The sequence below is a fragment of the Ligilactobacillus salitolerans genome (genome assembly GCF_003864415.1).
Lineage (GTDB): Bacteria > Bacillota > Bacilli > Lactobacillales > Lactobacillaceae > Ligilactobacillus > Ligilactobacillus salitolerans.
In genome coordinates, this window is sequence record NZ_BFFP01000036.1 from 13,195 (window position 1) to 31,010 (window position 17,816).

The 17,816-nt window shown below is 45.5% G+C and carries 17 protein-coding genes; 10 read left to right on the forward strand and 7 right to left on the reverse strand.

Going from position 1 to position 17,816, the window contains the following annotated elements:
* The first annotated feature begins 165 nt into the window (after nt 1-165).
* From LFYK43_RS09665 to adhP, 4 genes are all read left to right on the forward strand, one after another.
* Complete coding sequence (locus tag LFYK43_RS09665) at nt 166-366, forward strand: hypothetical protein (RefSeq protein WP_124977775.1); 201 nt, start codon at nt 166-168, stop codon at nt 364-366.
* Between the two features lie 3 nt (nt 367-369).
* The gene (locus LFYK43_RS09670; RefSeq protein WP_124977777.1) at nt 370-1,047 is read left to right on the forward strand and encodes an SGNH/GDSL hydrolase family protein; all 678 of its coding nucleotides are present in this window, start codon (nt 370-372) and stop codon (nt 1,045-1,047) included.
* 69 nt (nt 1,048-1,116) lie between these two features.
* On the forward strand, nt 1,117-2,067 hold the full coding sequence (locus tag LFYK43_RS09675; RefSeq protein WP_124977779.1) for a zinc-binding dehydrogenase: 951 nt from the start codon (nt 1,117-1,119) through the stop codon (nt 2,065-2,067).
* Nucleotides 2,068-2,440: 373 nt separating this feature from the next.
* Entirely contained in the window at nt 2,441-3,454 is a 1,014-nt protein-coding gene (gene adhP, locus LFYK43_RS09680; RefSeq protein ID WP_124977781.1) for an alcohol dehydrogenase AdhP, read from the forward strand.
* Between the two features lie 108 nt (nt 3,455-3,562).
* Here adhP and LFYK43_RS09685 read toward each other — a convergent pair whose 3' ends face one another.
* Nucleotides 3,563-5,071, reverse strand: a complete 1,509-nt coding sequence (locus LFYK43_RS09685; protein ID WP_124977783.1) for a YfcC family protein — start codon at nt 5,069-5,071, stop codon at nt 3,563-3,565.
* Between the two features lie 247 nt (nt 5,072-5,318).
* On the opposite strand from LFYK43_RS09685, the gene LFYK43_RS09690 reads away from it, so the two are divergent.
* Both LFYK43_RS09690 and LFYK43_RS12605 read left to right on the forward strand, forming a co-directional pair.
* Nucleotides 5,319-7,040, forward strand: a complete 1,722-nt coding sequence (locus LFYK43_RS09690) for an N-6 DNA methylase family protein (protein WP_124977785.1) — start codon at nt 5,319-5,321, stop codon at nt 7,038-7,040.
* Between the two features lie 24 nt (nt 7,041-7,064).
* Nucleotides 7,065-7,388 carry a hypothetical protein gene (locus LFYK43_RS12605; RefSeq protein ID WP_158609229.1) on the forward strand — a complete coding sequence of 108 codons (324 nt, stop codon included), beginning with the start codon at nt 7,065-7,067 and terminating at the stop codon, nt 7,386-7,388.
* Here the strand turns inward: LFYK43_RS12605 and LFYK43_RS09695 are convergent.
* From LFYK43_RS09695 to LFYK43_RS09720, 6 genes are all read right to left on the reverse strand, one after another.
* Nucleotides 7,335-8,288 (reverse strand): nuclease-related domain-containing protein, encoded by a 954-nt coding sequence (locus LFYK43_RS09695; RefSeq protein WP_158609230.1) that lies wholly within the window; start codon nt 8,286-8,288, stop codon nt 7,335-7,337. The genes LFYK43_RS12605 and LFYK43_RS09695 overlap by 54 nt on opposite strands.
* Nucleotides 8,289-8,454: 166 nt before the next feature.
* Nucleotides 8,455-10,875, reverse strand: coding sequence for a phosphoketolase family protein (locus LFYK43_RS09700; protein ID WP_124977788.1), 2,421 nt, complete (start codon nt 10,873-10,875; stop codon nt 8,455-8,457).
* A gap of 232 nt (nt 10,876-11,107) precedes the next feature.
* Complete coding sequence (locus LFYK43_RS09705) at nt 11,108-11,515, reverse strand: OsmC family protein (RefSeq protein WP_124977790.1); 408 nt, start codon at nt 11,513-11,515, stop codon at nt 11,108-11,110.
* 291 nt (nt 11,516-11,806) lie between these two features.
* Nucleotides 11,807-12,106 (reverse strand): hypothetical protein, encoded by a 300-nt coding sequence (locus LFYK43_RS09710; RefSeq protein WP_124977792.1) that lies wholly within the window; start codon nt 12,104-12,106, stop codon nt 11,807-11,809.
* 155 nt (nt 12,107-12,261) lie between these two features.
* Nucleotides 12,262-13,197 (reverse strand): glycine betaine ABC transporter substrate-binding protein, encoded by a 936-nt coding sequence (locus LFYK43_RS09715; RefSeq protein WP_124977794.1) that lies wholly within the window; start codon nt 13,195-13,197, stop codon nt 12,262-12,264.
* Nucleotides 13,198-13,277: 80 nt separating this feature from the next.
* A complete protein-coding gene (locus tag LFYK43_RS09720; RefSeq protein ID WP_158609231.1) occupies nt 13,278-14,384 on the reverse strand; it encodes a DUF3114 domain-containing protein in 1,107 nt (368 codons plus the stop codon).
* A gap of 111 nt (nt 14,385-14,495) precedes the next feature.
* Here LFYK43_RS09720 and LFYK43_RS09725 point away from each other — a divergent pair, with 111 nt between their 5' ends.
* The 4 genes from LFYK43_RS09725 to LFYK43_RS09745 form a co-directional block, all read left to right on the forward strand.
* On the forward strand, nt 14,496-15,362 hold the full coding sequence (locus tag LFYK43_RS09725) for an RluA family pseudouridine synthase (RefSeq protein ID WP_124977802.1): 867 nt from the start codon (nt 14,496-14,498) through the stop codon (nt 15,360-15,362).
* A gap of 935 nt (nt 15,363-16,297) precedes the next feature.
* Complete coding sequence (locus LFYK43_RS09735; RefSeq protein WP_124977798.1) at nt 16,298-16,801, forward strand: hypothetical protein; 504 nt, start codon at nt 16,298-16,300, stop codon at nt 16,799-16,801.
* Between the two features lie 10 nt (nt 16,802-16,811).
* Complete coding sequence (locus LFYK43_RS09740; protein WP_124977800.1) at nt 16,812-17,198, forward strand: hypothetical protein; 387 nt, start codon at nt 16,812-16,814, stop codon at nt 17,196-17,198.
* Nucleotides 17,126-17,816, forward strand: a 691-nt coding sequence (locus LFYK43_RS09745; RefSeq protein WP_229718014.1) for a lipase family protein, incomplete at its 3' end; no start/stop codon positions are given. The genes LFYK43_RS09740 and LFYK43_RS09745, both read left to right, overlap by 73 nt.

Genomic DNA, 17,816 nt, shown 5'->3' on the forward strand with positions numbered 1-17,816 from the left:
CCCAGCCCTTAGATCAATTTCTTGATATCGGTTAATATTTGGTACTGATAGATAAAATCTTCTATCTGTACCATTTTTTAGTTATACTAAAAAAAGAGATAAGGCCACCACCTCATCTCCAAATCAAATTTGCCTACTGACAAATAACGAAAGAATGTTTAATTCATGGATAATTCTACACGCATTTTACTTGGAATTAAAGACCCCAACCTTCAGCCTGATCCTAAGTTCCCAGAAATGGTTACAGAAGGTATCCATCAAGGCGAAATATTTACCGACGGGACGCCCTTTGAATATTCTCGTAACAGACACCGCTATGATCATGGCGGGATCGTTGTCTATCACCCAGAAAGACCTACACCTTAACTTATGAAAGAAGATGTTATGATGCTTTTGAAGAAAAACTCAACTATCGTTTTTGCCGGAGACTCAGTCACGGATGCCAACAGAGACTATGCTGCAATTCCGGGAGATTTTGAATCTTTTGGAGACGGCTATGTCCGGATCGTGAGTGCAGCCTTAACGACGATGTACCCAGACTTGAATACCATGGTCGTCAACGCAGGCGTCAATGGAGATGACATTAATTTGTTAGCCAAAAGATGGGATCAAGATGTGCTTGGCGCCAAACCTGATTATGTGGCTATTTTGATCGGGATCAATGACACATGGCGCTGGTTTGATTCTACCTTCCGCCACAACCAAAATTTAGTCACGCCGGAAAAATACCGCGCCCAGTATCAAGGTCTGATCGACCGGACTAAAGACCAGGCACAGGTCATCATCATGAGTCCCTTTATGTTTGAGCTCAACCAGGCTGATCCGATGCGCGCAAAACTCCAGGTCTTCCAAGATATCGCTCAAGAACTTGCTTCCGTCAACGGCCTGCAGTATATCGATCTTCAAGCCACGGTCGATAAATACTTAAGCCAGCAATCATCCTACACGGTCACTAAAGATCGGGTGCACCCGAAGTTTTCTGGCGCGATGCTCGTTGCGCGCAAAATCTTGGCTGCTTTAGATGTCGACTGGGAAAGATCCATTTAAGTCTTTTGACATAGTGCCTCCTGAATTTTATAATAAAAGCGTTTTCAAGAATGAAGGAGGTAGATTTTCATGCAAGGATGGGTTTTTGAAAAAACGCACCAGCCATTGGAGTTAAGAGAGGTCCCAGAACCAGAATTGACCGCGGATTCGGTCATCGTCGACCTGAAGGCATCCGGTCTGTGTCACACCGATGTCACGATTTTAGACGATCCCGGCTGGATGAAAATGACCAAGCCGCCAGTGATCTTAGGCCATGAAGGTGCAGGAGTGATCGCACAAGTCGGCGCTGACGTGACCGGTTGGCAAGTCGGCGACCGGGTGGGCATTTGTCCGCTAGATCCCAAGACCCTAGTCGCGATCGGCGGAGCAAGAGACGGTGCCTACGCTGAAAAAGTGCTGGTACCAGCCACTCAGCTGATCAAGCTGCCCGATAATGTTTCCTTCGTTGAAGGCGCGGCGGCGACTGACGCCGGCATGACTTCGCACCATGCCCTTTTCACGCTGGGCGGAGCTAAAAAAGGCATGAAAGTCGGCATTATCGGGGTCGGCGGCTTGGGCGATTTTGCCGTGCAAATGGCTTTGGCGGCAGGCTGTGAAGTCTTGGTCGCCGACCCGAAGCCCGAAGCGCAGGAGATCGCTAAAAAGCTCGGCGTCAAGAAAGTCTTTCAAGATGCCAGCGAGTTTAAACCAGAAGGACCCGAATTGATCGTAGATTATGCCGGTTTTGGCTCGACCACAGCGCACGCGGTCGAAGCGGTCAAAACTGACGGCACGATCGTAGTTGTCGGAATGGGCATCCTGCATTCAGACATCAGTACCTGGGACCTGACGACTCGCCGCCTGAAGATCTTTGGCAACAACGGCGGCGGCATCGAAGACATCGCTGAAGTCTACAAATTCTTTGAGGCCGGAGCCTTGAAGCCGACCCTGCACACCATTCCCTTTGCGAAGATCGGTGCAGGCTTAGACCAGCTGCGAGCTGGCAAAGTGTCTGGCCGTCTGATCGCCACACAACCATAAAACCAGCAAGGCAGTTGTCACATTCCAAGACAACTGTCTTTTTTTGGCTTTGAAACAAAACTCAACTGGGTAAAATTCAGGCAAAGCCTTAGGACCAAAAGTCCCCTGCCCTTTTATTCTGCGCCCGCCTGTTTTTGTTCGCTGGCCGGCAGAGCTCCCTGCCGTCTGGCGCCTTTTCAGAATTGCTTTATTTGAGTCTAATTGTGAAATTAGGAACTATTATATTTTATAGCAAAAGTCTTATATAACCATTATTTACAAAAGACATGAATTATTTTTAGCCATATTTGTTACACTTTTCACTTGATTATTTGTTTAAATATAACTAGAATTTAAGTGTAGATAAAATAATTTTGAAAGAGGGAACTTCCTAATGAAAGCAGCAGTTGTCAGAGATAGTTGTGATGGATATGTCGATATCAAAGATGTCACTTTGCGCGAGCTGCGCCACGGTGAAGCCTTAGTCAAGATGGAATATTGCGGATTATGCCACACCGACCTGCATGTCGCGGCCGGCGACTTCGGCAAGGTCCCTGGGCGGATCATCGGGCATGAAGGCGTGGGTAAAGTCGTCAAAGTTGCAGACGGTGTCACCAACCTCAAGATCGGCGACCGGGTCTCAATTGCTTGGTTCTACAAGGGCTGCGGTCACTGCGAATATTGTACGACCGGGCGCGAGACACTCTGCCGCAATGTGGAAAACTCCGGTTTCAATGTCGATGGCGCGATGGCAGAAGAGTGTATCGTTCCGGCCGATTACGCCGTCAAAGTTCCAGATGACCTCGACCCAGTTGAAGCTACTTCATTAACTTGCGCCGGTGTGACTGTTTACAAAGGATTAAAGACTGGAGACCTCAAGCCCGGACAATGGGTCGAAGTCGTCGGGACCGGCGGTTTAGGCAACCTGGCCGTTCAATACGCGAAGAACGTCTTCGGTGCACATGTGGCCGCAGTCGACATCAACGATGACAAGTTAGCTGCCGCTAAAAAACTCGGTGCTGACTTAACGATCAATTCTCAAAAAGAAGATGCATCCAAGATCTTGCAAGAGCAGGTCGGCGGCGTCCACAGTGCCGTGATCACCGCGGTCTCAGCTGATTCCTTCACGGCGGCAGTCAATTCCTTACGGCCAGACGGAACTCTAGTCGCCATCGCCTTGCCGCAAGGCGATATGGCCTTGAACATCTCCAAGACAGTCCTGGATGGGATCAAGGTCGCCGGCTCCTTAGTGGGTACGCGCCAAGATCTCAAGGAAACTTTCCAGTTTGGTGCTGAACACCGCGTTCACCCGATCGTCCAGACACGTAAATTATCCGAAATCAACGACATTATCGATGAAATGAAGAACAACAAGATCGTTGGCCGGATGGTCGTGGACTTCACTTAAGATGGTAAAAATTCACTATTAATGCATAAAACAGCAGGTGTGGCAAAAGTTGAGCGCTTTTGTCGCACCTGCTGTTTTTTTGTAGGGATGAAGCTCAGATTTTGATCTCTACAGCACTGCCAAAATGACTAAATAACAACAGGAGATCAATAATAAACCTAAAGCCATCTTCCAGACCCATTTCCACCAAACCGAGATGTTGATCTGCGCGATCTGCATTGCACCAACAACCACGGCAGAAGTCGGGGTCAACATATTGATCAAGCCTGAAGCAGCTTGATAGATGCTGACTACAATATTGGAAGCAACGCCGGCAAAATGCCCCATTGGCCCAATGATCCCCATCGTAGCAGCTGCCAGCCCAGAAGTCGAAGGAATTAAGAAAGTCATTGGCAAGTAGAAAATATAAGTTACGATGGTATACATGATCTTGTTAGAACCTTGCAAGACCAGCTCACCCCAATGCAGCACTGTGTCGGTGATCATGCCGGCATCCATCACAACTTGGATCCCGCGCGCTAATGCCACCACGATCGCAACGCTGGCAAAATCTTTGACACCATCCATAAAGTAATCGACAAATTTTTGCTCGGGCATATGATACACAAATTTGATCAAAATTGACATGCCTAAAAACAGCATCGTGATCTCGTTAAAATACCAGCTGCCAAACGCGACGGTGTCCTTCCCGATAAAAGCTCCTAAAAATGGGACATTTCTCAACCATTTCAAAAACGATTCAAAGAAAGTCCAGTTTGGGTTGATCGTTTGCCACGGTACTAATCCAATGATCATAATGACAAAGGTCATGCCAAAGATCCAGAGAACGTGCTTTTGTCCCTGACTTAGTTCTGGTACGTCCTCAGTTTCTTGTAAGTCGCTTTGCAGCGAACCTGAATTCTTATTTGAATATAGTAAAGATTTCGTTGGATCTTTTTCAATCTTGGCCGCGTAATGATAGATATACCAAATTGAGAAGACTAACGTTATTACCAATAAGATCAACCGCGAGATCAACCCATCGCCCATGGAAATGTGGAGGGTTTCTGAAGCCACCCCTGTTGCAAAGGGGTTAACAGTCGAGGCTAAGTTTCCGACTTGGGTCCCGACCAGCGGGATCGCCACGGCAACCAAAGCATCCAGCCCCATCGCTTGCATTATTGGGATCAACAGAGGGTAAAATGCCATCGTTTCTTCAGACATTCCAAAGGTAGACCCACCCAGCGCGAACAGCAAGGTCAGCAGCGGGATCAACATTTTCTTTTGTTTGGAATACTTATGGACCAAGACCTTGATCCCATCATTCAAAGCATTAGTTTGATTAACGACACCTAAAAATCCGCCGATCACCAGGATAAACAATGAGATCGAGATCGCACCGCCAGTTTTGGCATTCCCGACCATTCCGATCACAGGCGCCATCAAGACGTCCCAGATCCCCTGCGGCTTGTTAGCTACAGCATGGTAACTATGATTAATAACATTTCCAGCCTGGTCAATATTATATTTTCCAGCCGGAATAATCCAAGTTAAAATTGCAATTGCGACGATCAATAAAAATAAGATCGTAAAAGCAGACGGCATCGAAAAATGGTGCCTTTTAGTTTCTTTTGACATAAAAGCCCTTCTTTTTAAGAATAAATTAGCATGCTGTCGAAATCCATTAAATCGTGACTTATTTAACATACCAAAAAATTATCACTTATGGGTTAAATGGAGACATTACTCATCTCCCCGTTCAATTTTTTTAGTTATCTCTCACGGAAGAATAATTTTTATCTCAGAGATAGTTTGCCTACTAATTTTCAAGTCTGGCCGGCTTTCGTGGTAAAATAAATGTAATTTTAAGTTGAGGAGATCCGTCATGAAACAAACCGTTAGCAAAGCAACGATCGCCAACTGGCAGCGGCTGGGCAGCACTGATAAACAACTCTTGCACCGCGCCAATAAAACTGATTCGCGCCGCCGGATCTTTCCGGACAAATACGTGCAAAATCCAGCCAACAAGCAGCGGATCGTGGAACTGGCCAAGATGGTCGTTGACCAGAACCTAGATCCGGACGAGTTTATTTTGCAGCTGGCAGCCAGTGCTGTGGCTAATTCCACCACGATCTCCTTACATAACAAAGAACGTTTTTTAACCGAAGTCGGGATAACTCGGGATGATCTGCTTGCTTTTGAGCTGGACTTAGCGGAGCCGGATTTTTTTGGTGCCCTCTACCAGACCTTAAAAGCAGAAGGCAGTCGGAACAAGAGTGGTTTGTACTACACTCCCTATTACGTAGCTGATGAATTGCTCGATCAAATCAAACCTGAGCCCGGCCAAGATTTTTTGGATCCAGCAGCCGGAACAGGCATTTTTTTGCTGGAGCTCAACCGCCGATTCGGCGTGGCGCTCAAGCATTTGCATGGCAAAGAATTGGACCAGACTGCAGTCTTATTGGCGCGGGCTAACCTCATGCTGCACTCCCCCGCAAATGACCAGACTTATCCGGATATCCAGCTAGTCGATTATTTGCAAAGTCCAGCCACCACTTCGTACACTACTATCGTCGGCAACCCGCCCTGGGGAGCCAAAAAGAAATCTGCCGTGCCGGACAGCATTTTCACCAAGGCAGATTCGTTTGCTTATTTTGTCGAAAAAGGCTTGCGCGAACTGGCAAACGGCGGCAAGCTTGGATTTGTGCTGCCCATCTCATTTCTAAACATTGCCGCTCACCAGACTTTGCGCGCTCTACTCTTAAAGACTGGCACGCTTAAACAAGTCACTTATTTGCCCAACTTGTTCCAGGGGGTGGTCTCGGATGTAGTTTTGCTGGTAGTTACCAAGGAAGAAGCAACAGAGCAAACTTTGATTTCCTTCCAGAAAGGCTCACGGGTGCTCCAGACGCCGCAAAATATTTACGCGCAAATGCCGCATCTCAATTTATTGCCCTTGGCAGAGCTGGACCGCACAATTTTGACACAAGTTTGGCAGCAAAAGGATTCGGACCTCAGCGCTAGCCAATGGGGGTTGGGCATCGTGACCGGCAACAATAAAAAACACGTCTTGGACCAGCAGCATGCCGGCGCCGAGCCGCTTGTGACCGGCAAGGACATCCAGCCTTATTCCTTGAAGCAGCCGCAGCATTTTTTGAAATTCGAGCGGAAGCATTTCCAGCAGGTCGCACGTGATGCCTTATATCGGGCACCGGAAAAATTAGTCTACAAATTTATCAACCAGCGCTTGGTTTTTGCCTATGATGACCAGCAGCTGCTGACTTTGAACAGCGCCAATTTGCTGGTGCCCGCTGTTCCGACGCATAGTGCCAAAACAGTGCTGGCTTTCTTGAATTCACAGCTTTTTCAATATTTGTATCAGTTGCTATTTGCCAGCGCCAAAATTTTACGGGGCAATTTAGAGCTGTTGCCATTTTTGAGTTTGAATGCCTCGGAAAAAAATCACTTGGAAGCATTGGTCGAGCAGCAATTGGCTGGAAAACAGAGTGCAGCTTTGATCGACGACTTTATTTTTGCCAAATTCGGTTTAACACCAGTGCAGGTTACGCGAATAAGCGAAGTTTTGGAGCAAGGGGTATTCGGATAGAAACACCTGGCAATTGGTCCACTTTTGGTTGGTCTTTGGCTTAAAAACCAACCAATTGCTCCTCTTTCGGTTGGTCTTTGCCTGAAAGACCAGCCAATTCATCCTCCTTTGGTTGGTCTTTGCCTAAAAAACCAACCAATTGCTCCTCTTTCGGTTGGTCTTTGGCTTAAAAACCAACCAATTGCTCCTCTTTCGGTTGGTCTTTGCCTAAAAGACCAGCCAATTCATCCTCTTTTGGTTGGTTTTTTACTTAAAGACCAGCCAAAGGAGCCTTTTATTTATGACAAATTGCTTTCACCCTTCAAAAAATTGTTTGTTTTCTTGTCCAAGCTTTCCTCTAGTTTGTAATCTTTCAAAATAGTCCTTTTGATCGTAAAACCAATACTCAAATTCTTCGCCTTTATTTAAGTAACAGCTCTTTTTTCCCTTGAAGCCGTCTATTTTTTGAAAGTTTTTGTACAAAGTGCTTTTTAATGAATTCTCGTTTATCTCCTTTCCCAAAAACCATCGCAATTCTCCACGTAACAAATCATGTTTGAAAAATAATACTCCATACTGGCAGATCGTGCGCACAGTTGCATGCTCCTTGGACTCACAAAAACCGCAGTGGGTGCATTTCAAATAATGTTTCTGTTCCTCCCAACCAAATTTTAGACAACGTGAACAGCAGATTCCCGTTCGTAACTGACGCGTTGGGCAATCTTGTTGCGGACGGTACGCTGAGACTGTATACTGCGCCAATAACTGCTTGATTTGCTGAGCAAATTTAAGTTGATTTTCATGCAAAGAATGCTTGAGATCTAGCAGCCATTGTGGCAAATAAGCGACTTGTTTGATTTTTGTCACCAACAGCTGATGAACTTCAAAACTAACCTGCGGATCCATGAAACAAAGTACACGCTCGATTGGGAGCTGAATCCTATTTTGCTGAAAGATTCGTGCCAAAATATCGTGCGCCCGATCAATTTGACGAAAAATATTGTTTGACAGAACGCGCTCATTACAGTACCACATGTTGTTTTCATAGCGATATTTACCCCGATAATTTTTGACGTCCAGCAAACATAGCTTGCCTTTTGTCACAATCAACTTGTCGATTTGCGCTAACTGCCCGTCAAATACAATGTTTAAATCGTCAATCACCAGTTCGGGAACGGCAAAATAATCCGTAACCAGCTTATCCAACAATCTCTCTCCCTGGTAACCCCGCTTTTGTCGCCGCAAATTATCAATTTGTTCACGATCCAACTGTGTTCTTTCCCGCAGCGTTTCTAAGTACTGCAGTTCAAAGGATTTCTTGCGCGTTGCGTAAATCCCCTCCTTTCAATTTATATATACGCAAAAAAAGCCTAATTTTTCTTCAAAAAAAACGCCTTGCCGCAATCAGCAAGACGTTCCAATTCAAATTACAAATTTACTTGTTCAATGGTTCCCAGTTCCAGTTTTCAACTTCTGGCAAGTCTGTACCTTCATCACGGATGAACTGGTTGTGCTTGGCAACCATGTCGTCCATTTTCTGTGCAAAGGCAGCACCCTTTTGTGCATAAGCTGGGACTGACAAGATGGCATCTTTAGCCAAATGGTAGCGGTCCAGCTCATTTAAGACACGCATGTCAAATGGTGTCGTGATGTCCCCGTTTTCACGGTAGCCGTGGATATGCACGTTGCGGTTGTGGCGGTCAAAGAAGATGTCTTTGATCAAGTCTTCGAAGCCATGGAAAGCAAAGAGGACTGGCTTGTCCTTGGTGAAGTAGCGGTCAAATTCTTCGTCCGTCAATCCACGCGGATCATTTTGCGGTGAACGCAGCTTCAAGATGTCAACAACATTGATGAAGCGGATCTTCAATTCTGGGAATTCTTTGTTCAGCAATGAGATTGCGGCCAAAGCTTCCAAGTTAGGTTCACTGCCGGCTGCTGCGACAACCAAATCAGGTTCTGCGCCTTGGTCGGTTGAAGCCCAGTCGATATAGCCTAAGCCCTGGTCAACGATCTTCTTAGCTTCGTCGATCGTGTACCACTGGCGGCGTGGGTGCTTGGAAGATACGATCACGTTGATCTTCTCGTAGTCACGGAAAGCCTTATCGCCGACTGCTAATAATTCGTTAGCGTCAGCTGGAATATACTCGCGGATGAATTCAGGTTTCTTTTCTGCCAAATGAGTCAACAAGCCTGGATCCTGATGGGTATAACCGTTGTGGTCTTGCTGGAAGACAGTCGAAGTATCCACAATGTTCAATGATGGATATTCTTTTCTCCAAGACTGTTCTTTAGCTTTACGCAGCCACTTGAAGTGTTGGGTCAGCATGGAGTCAACCACACGTCCAAATGATTCGTAAGTGGCAAAGAAGCCGTGGCGTCCTGTCAGGACATAGCCTTCAAGCCAGCCTTCTGCTTGATGTTCAGACAATTGTGAATCAATGATCCGACCGGAGTTGGCCAAATTGTGATCGTTGCCCGGCTTGATACCTTCCATCCACTGACGTTTTTGCCCGTCAAGGAAAGCATACAAACGGTTGGATTCACTTTCGTCTGGACCAAAGCCGCGGAAGTTAGTTGGGTTCAAGTTAGCCACTTCGTTGAGCCACTTAGCCCATTCGATCATATCTTGATGCTGTTCTGTCCCACGTTTGTCAAACTTCACGGCAAAATCGCGGACTTCTGGGAATTTCAACGGCTTAGGATCGATCCCGCCGTTAGTGATCGGGTTGACTGACATCCGTTGTTCGCCCTTCGGAGCTAAAGCACGGATCTCGTCTTTCAACTTGCCGTCTTCGTCAAATAACTCTTCTGGCTTGTAGGACTTCATCCAGTCCACTAACAATTCCTTGTGTTCCATATGCTCTGCGTCAACAGGGATCGGAACCTGATGGGCACGGAATGAGCCTTCGATCGGGTCGCCGTCAGCGTTGAACTTCGGACCAGTCCAGCCCTTTGGTGAACGGAAGACGATCATTGGCCAGTGCGGCAATTCTGCTTCACCGTCTTGTGCGCCGGCTGCGGAACGAGCCTTTTTCTGGATGGCTTTGATTTCTTCGATCACAGTATCCAAGGTCTTGGAGAATTCTGCTGAAACGGCCAAATGATCTGAATCAGCATCTGCTTCAACGAAGTACGGCTTCCAGCCCATGCCTTCAAAGTACTTGGTCAGATCTTCATCGCTCATCCGGGAAAGGACAGTCGGGTTAGAGATCTTGAAACCGTTCATGTTGATGATTGGCAAAACTGCCCCGTCTTTAACTGGGTTGATGAACTTGTCGGAGAACCAGGAAGCCGCCAGCGGGCCGGTTTCTGATTCGCCATCGCCGATTTCAACGGCTGCGATCACGTCTGGGTTGTCCAAAATAGCGCCAGTCCCATGTGACAAGGAATAACCTAATTCCCCGCCTTCATGGATCGAACCTGGTGTTTCAGGTGCGGCATGGGAAGCAACTCCGCCTGGGAAGGAGAATTGCTTAAACAGCTTCTTCATTCCTTCTTCATCCTGGGAAATTTCAGGATAAATATCTGAATAGCTGCCGTCCAAGTAAGAGTTAGAAACCATTACTTGTCCACCATGACCAGAACCTTCAATATAGAACATGTTCAAGTCATACTTATTGATCACACGGTTTAATTGCGCGTAGATAAAGTTCTGGGAAACGATCGTACCCCAGTGGCCAATTGGCTTAACTTTAACGTCTTCTGCAGTCAAATCGCGTTTTAACAACGGGTTGTCCCGCAAGAAAAGCTGACCGACAGAAACGTAGTTAGCTGCACGCCAATACTTGTCGAGTAATTCTAAATATTCCTTGGAATCATAATCAACAGTTGGCTTTAAATCAGTTTTTATAGGCATTTCAAGCACACTCCTTAGCTTAAGTTGCTAAACCTTACATTACTTACTAAATATCAAACGAAATTTTTCCGTTCTTCACTGACTATCATAAAGCATTTCAAGAAAAAGTCAACCTTTTAAAAAATTGGGACGTACCAATTATAAAGACTGACAAATCAAGCTCCAACTCACTTTAGTTTGTCATTTTGCCCTATATTTAACAAATTTTATCGAATTTTTTCACTTCAATTTCTCAGTATTCAAATTGATATTCGATCTCCTTATCCAGTGAATTATGGACAGTGCAGCGAACCAAAACATCATCAATGAAATGCTGCTGGTCGCCTGAAGCCAAATCGCTTTGGACATCAAATTTAACTTTGATCTGAGTAACTTTGGATGAATGATCCGGGAAGCGTTCCGTGACGCCGGTCGTGTTCAAGTCAAACTTAGTTAATTTCACTCCCCGTTTTTCAGCCAAAGCCTGGGCAGTAATTGTCAGACAGCCGTTTAAAGCTGCTAACAGGTATTGGACCGGGTTGGGCGCCGCATCTGTCCCTTTCGAACTTACCGGTTCATCGAAGAGGATCTGGTGGCCGCTGGTCTCGGCTGTAACCTGCCGCCCGATATTTTTCAAACTAGATCTCACCGTATTTGCCATTTGATCAGTCCTTTCAAACGTTCTACCCTTATTTTACTTGGAATGCTGGCGGACCCCAAATAATCAACTCACATTTACTGAAACTGTACAAAAAAGGTTAAGCTCCAAGCTTCAACTCGAGCCCCTACTTCCCGAGACTTGGGGCTCAAGGTCAACACTCGAGCCCCTACTTCCCAAGACTTGGGGCTCAAGATCCACACTCGAGCCCCTACTTTCCAAGACTTGGGGCCCAAGTTTTGGAAGATAAAAAAAGACTCGGAAGTCAATGCGGCTTCCAAGCCTTCTTATAATCTATTCTTCTTGTTCTTCACGGACAATATCCGGAATGATCGTTGCATACGGGATCTCATTGATCCGGTAAGCATCTTGGACCTTAATTTTTGAAATGCCATTTGCTTCGTTCAGGTCAAACTTCGTGCCATCGCCATGCGCTAACATTTCAGCCGTAAATTCTCCGCCTGGACAGATCACGACCAGATGGCCTGAACCACCAGTAATGTCGCTGTCACTATCATCTTTTGTACCCATATAAACGCAGTATGACGGCTCCCCGTTGACTAATAATTTAATTTGCTGCACAACTCTAGCCATTGTTTCGATCCTCCTATAACTACAAAGACACCATACGACGTGTACGGTGCCTCACGATCAACTTAATTTCTCCAGATCCATTTTAGGGGTGCCTTTACACACCTAATACAAATGTTATTTTACCATAACGGCCGATTTTTGTCTAAACATGCGTTTCATTCAAAATAGTCATGCTGCTGCAAAAACGTCCGTGCGACCTCAGCCGGCTCTTTGATCCCATTTTCAACCTCGTAGTTGAGCCGCTGCATCTCCTGCAAACTGATCTTTCCTGTCAGCTTGTTGATGACAGGTTTCAGCCGCGGATACTTTTTCAAAGCCTGATTGGTTACGACTGGGCTGCAATCATAGGGCGGGAAGAACTTCTGGTCGTCTTGCAAGATCTTCAGATGGTAGGCACTGATCCGGCCGGCTGTCGACTCCCCTAAAACAGCATCCATGCTGCCATTGTGGACCGCTGTATAAAATAGCCCGGATTCCATCGTGTGCAGTTTGCCAAATGAGTAGCCGTAGACCTTTTTGAAATCTTGATAGCCGTCACCTTGACGATGCTCCCAAGTGCTGTCGATGCCGACCTTCATTTGACTGGCGAGCGGTTTAAGATCCGAAACATTTTGCAAATTATGCGCCTTGGCATATTGCGGCGTCACGAGCCAGACGTATTTGTCGGCGAAACCATAGGTGGGAAAATATGTCATCTTGTAATGCTGCTGAAAGTAGTTGAAGACGTGCTGGTTGATCTGCTTGCTTGATTGCGAGCGGTCATATTTTTGATCCATGACCGTTTCCAGATCAGTCCCGGTGTAGCGCACAGCCGAAACATCAGCGTCTCCCCGTTTTAAAGCAGCAAAAGTCATGTTCCCGGATTCCAAATTACTGATCACAGATGCTTGATAATCCGTATCATGAACGATCAGCTGCTTGATGACTTCAGCTAGGATCTCCCCTTCTGTCGTGGACTGCGCGGCGATCCTGATCGTCCCGCGGCTAGTATCATTTAACCCAGGAAAATGACAGGCAGCAAGGGTCACTAGCATAAGTATGCTCAGTACCAGACCAACTGTCCGGCGCAGCAATGAACTGATATTTTGCATAATCGTCCTCCTTTGTTCAAAGGATCAAACTAATTATTTCACAATTTAACGATAGCATTAATTGCGAACGCTGTCACAGCTCAGGGCTTTTGACCAAAGCCCGCGACCATTCCTTGCTCATAACACCAGGCCCGGTAATCTTCGTATTTAGCCTGCCGTTTTTTTGCACTGACCTTCTGCCAGGCAGCCAAATCCGGCGCGGATTTGACCAGATCAACATACTGCCCGGAATGTGGAATGTGAAACCGGCGGGTCGCCTCCTGCCGAACCAGGGGATCAGCCGGGTGCTTGACATCCAGGACTTGGTGGCTGTGGTCCTTTTGTTTAACGTCACCGCGCTGTCCTTTAGGCAAACCATAGTTGAAAGATTCCGTATTGGCGATCTGATACTGGTCTTGGCGTGAATAGCGGCCCGGATCGGAATCGATCAAACCAGCGGCTGTCTTGCGATAGACATTCCATTCGCTAACAAAAGCGCCGGTATCGAGATCCACGATAAATTCACTCATCCGTGCGTTGTTGAAGCCTTTTATTTCCATAGTGTTACTGGCAGGCACTTGAACTTTCATATGGTGCGGATAGCTAAAAGCACTCTCGACCCGATTGTGAAAAGCGGCGTTGGTTGTGTAGTCCATTTCCAAGCCGGCCTGCTGGGCGTAGTCGAGCAGCTTTTGGTAGTCAGTTTCCCCGGCAAAATAATGCCGCACATAGGCGATGAACTGCTGGTCCAGCCAACTGCGCAAAAGATGCAAGCGCAGCCCGAGACTATCAGTCAGCAACCCCGCAGAAAAAACTTTTTGCACGTCTGCCCGGAAGCGCGCTAAGAATTCGGCGTGCGGAGCAAGGGTCGGCGCGAATTGATGCGTCCCTATCAGCTGCAAGAAACCGGACTGATCGACTTGAGCCCCCAAATGCCTGAGGACAAGCCGCAGCTTTTGGCGCGGTTTCAAACGACTAGCGGCATACATCCGCGCGTACAGCGGAGAACCGACCTGCTGAGTGGTCAAAAATTGAGCAGCTAAATCTTCAAATGAAACTGAGCTTGCAGTCTGACTGACATATTCGGCCAGCGCCGCTTGGTCCCAATGATCAGACCGCCGCAAAAAGCGCAAATGCGACAATAGAGCAACCCTCCGAGCCGGCCCCATTTTACCCAGCAAACTTGCATCTTGCTTCAAACGTAACATGGCGGGTAAAATAAAAAGACAGGAAACACAGGATTTTTTCATTTGCTCACCCCCGAGTAGTTCATTAACTCTAAGGTAGCATACTCAGTGAACAAAGAGGAGCGTAACACCTTGCTTTTAGAACGCCATTTTCAAGTCCAAAATATGCCAGCTTCATTGACCTTGCGGCAAGCCTTAAAAGAATGGCTGCTTCCGCGCAAATGGCAGCACGAGTTGCGGATCAACCGTTCAATTTTGGTCAACGGGAAATATCTGTCCTATAACAATCCCATCCATAACGGTGATCAGATCGACTTGACATTAGAAACTGAAGTTAAAGAACAGCACTATTTACCGAATCCAAAAATCACCTGCCAGATCGTGGCAGAAAACGCCGACCTAGTGATCATCAACAAACCAGGCGGCCTGAAAACTCATCCGAACCGGCCGGATGAAAACGGGACAGCATTCAACCAGCTGGCAGCTTATTTACAGACACCGCCATTAATGCTGCACCGCTTAGACATGCTGACCAGCGGTTTGTTGATGGCTGCTAAAGATCCACTGGTGATCCCGCCCTTAGAACGGCAACTAGCCGCGAAAACGATGGAACGCTTTTATATGGCGGTGACCGAGTTTGACCCTAAGCTCCCATTATCCGGCACGATCCAAGGCCCCATCGGTTTGGATCCATCTGACAAAAGAAAGCGCATGGTTCGTCCCGACGGCTTACCCGCTGTCACGCACTACGAAATTGTCCAGCATAACGACCAGTTCGCCCTCGTCAAATTAAGTTTGGAGACCGGTCGGACCCACCAGCTGCGGGTCCATTTGGCAAGTTACGGCATGGCGATCTTAGGCGACCCCTTGTACAGCACGCGCGCGGCTTCCCGCATGTACCTGCATGCCTACAAATTAAAATACTGCCTGCCCTTTAACTGGAAGTTTAACACGGTGGAGATCCCGGTCCCGCCGGAATTTCAAGCACTGACAGACTAAACGGGAATCCACAATTTTTAAAAAACATCCAAAACTTTACATCTAAGCATAATTTTAATGCTGTTTACTTACCAGCAAAAAAAGATACTATTTATTTTAAAAATGTAATAAAGAGCGATACATGGGGTATCACTCAAAACAAAGTGAAAAGCTTTACAATATTTTATAGTTATCAATTGATAAACTTTTTCCAACAAGGTAACATTAATGACGTGAGGGGAGCAAAAAATTGGCAACCAAGACGGTAATACAAGAGTTGCTCCATTACTTATTTGGGCCGCTGGTGTTATAGGTGGCTGGCTTGGAACTAAGCTACTTGATTGGGGAGCTTCTAAGTTCTGTAAAGCATATCGTCATAAGAATAAAGCAACAAAATATGTATGTGACGTAATAGATTAATGCTGTTAGATTAGGAGGTAAAAAATGCTAAAATATACTGGTTATATTGTTTTTATAAGTTTAATCCTTACCTTTGTTATTATGAAAATAATTAATGAATCTTCGCAAGGGTTACTATGGGACTTTGTAATTTACATTATCATCGCCATAGTAATAACTGGTTTATTTTATATTACTAATCAAAATTTTAGAGCGTTATGGCATAGCTAGTTAATTAGCAGATGGGCTCCCTACTCTACAAGCGATAAATATGATGACAGCCACTAGTAATACTGTACTGGTGGCTATCATCTTATTTATTTTCTAACAATGATTCAAAATGGCTATATCCCTTTTGGTTTGAGCACTTAAACTCTAGCAATTTTAGGCTTTTCTGTTAATTTACTAAAGGTTGAACGGTCAAGCTGACAGCCCGTTTACATACGAACCTACACGTTTTTACATAAAATTTAGAACCATTGTTCAATGGTTATTATTATAATAGTTTTTCCTAAAGGGCTATACTTAAATCATAATCAAATCAACGGAGTAAACGGATGAAGAAGAAAACAAAGATTATTTTAGTTTGCATTTTATTGGGAATAGTAGTGATTGGAGGAGGAGTGTGGTATCAGGTGCAAAAAGTTGCGCAAGAAAAGCAAGAGTTGATTCAGAAAAGTGCTAAAGAAATTGATGAGTTTTATAAATGGAATTACATTGGTGTTGAAAAAACTACCACGGGCAAACTATGGAGAAATCCAGCAAGTGGAGATCTGCAATTAAACTATAATGTTTATCTGAATTCTGGAAAGAAGCAGACTCTAAGCGCAGAGTGGGACAGTAAGAAAAATATTATACTTGTGCCATTTAAAAATGGTGAAAAAAACAAACCCACAATAAAGGTTCCTGAAAGCGGACAGTATATTCCGCATTCAAGTCGGTTTCTATTACAACCAAAGGATATTCAAAAGTTAAAAAAGCAAGGGTACTCTACAAATATCGATGGTAAACAAATTAAATTGTTTCTAATAAAGGAGCATCCACAGAAATTTGAACACTAGGAGGAAAACTATGACAATTAGTGATAAATTGCTATGGTATGTTTCACAAGATGAATATCAGCCAATTTATAATAAATTACAGAAAAGCTTTCCAGATTTACCTGACGATAGCAGAGTAATAGATTCTACGTCAAAACTACATACTCATTCTTCCTACGAATCTCACGGCTTACAAGCCAGCCTGATCAAGGTCAACGGGCAGTATGTCGTTGCAGCTCGGGGAACTTCTGGTGCAGGTGATGCTAAGCAAGATTTTGACTTGACTGATCCGGATGCCACCAGAAAGAGTCTCAATTTAAGGATTTTCAGCAATTTATTGAAAAAATGCATCGGCTCCATCCAGGTTTTGACCCACAAAAAGCGACCTATACAGGTCATTCGCTTGGAGCTTCGTTAGCAACTTATGCTGCGGTCCATTACGATGCCAAAGCAACTGTTTTTTCGGCGCCGAGTGCGTACAATGAATTGATACCTCAGCAACGAGCTCAAGTTCGGCAGGGAAAGTTCAACAAGAAAATCAAAAATATCAAGCATGCCAATGATATCGTCCCTGATCTGCCAGGACTGGTACCGCCGATCGGCAAACAAGTTTACATATTTAACAAAAATTCGCTTCCCTCTAGTCTGAGTGATCTTGCTTTCACCATGATCAATGCGGCTGGCCATCTGACCAAAACTTTTTCACCGGATAATTTTGATGAGAGTGGTGCAGCAATTGCGGTATCAGAACTTACAGGGGCAATCCTGCATGCTCAAGCAAACAGATATTCACTGGGACTGGGGATCAACCTGACGATAAATTATTTTGATTTGGTTCGAAAAGAGTACAGCACAAGCAAACGATTGGCAGCCAAGTTGCAAAGCAGCATTACAGATACTGCCAAGCAAGTTAAGATGCTTGCAAACCGTTCAGTACAGGCAGAAAAAATTGCCTTGCAAAAAGATTCGGTTGACGCAGCCATTGCTTCGTTGAAAGCTTCCAAAGAGCCTCTGAAAAATATCAAGAAGATCAACA

Coding starts and splice junctions, on each gene's coding strand:
- LFYK43_RS09705 (WP_124977790.1), bottom strand. CDS start 11,515: ATGGCAAATACGGTGAGATCTAGTTTGAAAAATATCGGGCGGCAGGTT.
- LFYK43_RS09675 (WP_124977779.1), top strand. CDS start 1,117: ATGCAAGGATGGGTTTTTGAAAAAACGCACCAGCCATTGGAGTTAAGA.
- LFYK43_RS09700 (WP_124977788.1), bottom strand. CDS start 10,875: ATGCCTATAAAAACTGATTTAAAGCCAACTGTTGATTATGATTCCAAG.
- LFYK43_RS09715 (WP_124977794.1), bottom strand. CDS start 13,197: ATGCAAAATATCAGTTCATTGCTGCGCCGGACAGTTGGTCTGGTACTG.
- LFYK43_RS09690 (WP_124977785.1), top strand. CDS start 5,319: ATGAAACAAACCGTTAGCAAAGCAACGATCGCCAACTGGCAGCGGCTG.
- adhP (WP_124977781.1), top strand. CDS start 2,441: ATGAAAGCAGCAGTTGTCAGAGATAGTTGTGATGGATATGTCGATATC.
- LFYK43_RS09670 (WP_124977777.1), top strand. CDS start 370: ATGAAAGAAGATGTTATGATGCTTTTGAAGAAAAACTCAACTATCGTT.
- LFYK43_RS09665 (WP_124977775.1), top strand. CDS start 166: ATGGATAATTCTACACGCATTTTACTTGGAATTAAAGACCCCAACCTT.
- LFYK43_RS09685 (WP_124977783.1), bottom strand. CDS start 5,071: ATGTCAAAAGAAACTAAAAGGCACCATTTTTCGATGCCGTCTGCTTTT.
- LFYK43_RS09735 (WP_124977798.1), top strand. CDS start 16,298: ATGAAGAAGAAAACAAAGATTATTTTAGTTTGCATTTTATTGGGAATA.
- LFYK43_RS09720 (WP_158609231.1), bottom strand. CDS start 14,384: ATGTTACGTTTGAAGCAAGATGCAAGTTTGCTGGGTAAAATGGGGCCG.
- LFYK43_RS09710 (WP_124977792.1), bottom strand. CDS start 12,106: ATGGCTAGAGTTGTGCAGCAAATTAAATTATTAGTCAACGGGGAGCCG.
- LFYK43_RS09740 (WP_124977800.1), top strand. CDS start 16,812: ATGACAATTAGTGATAAATTGCTATGGTATGTTTCACAAGATGAATAT.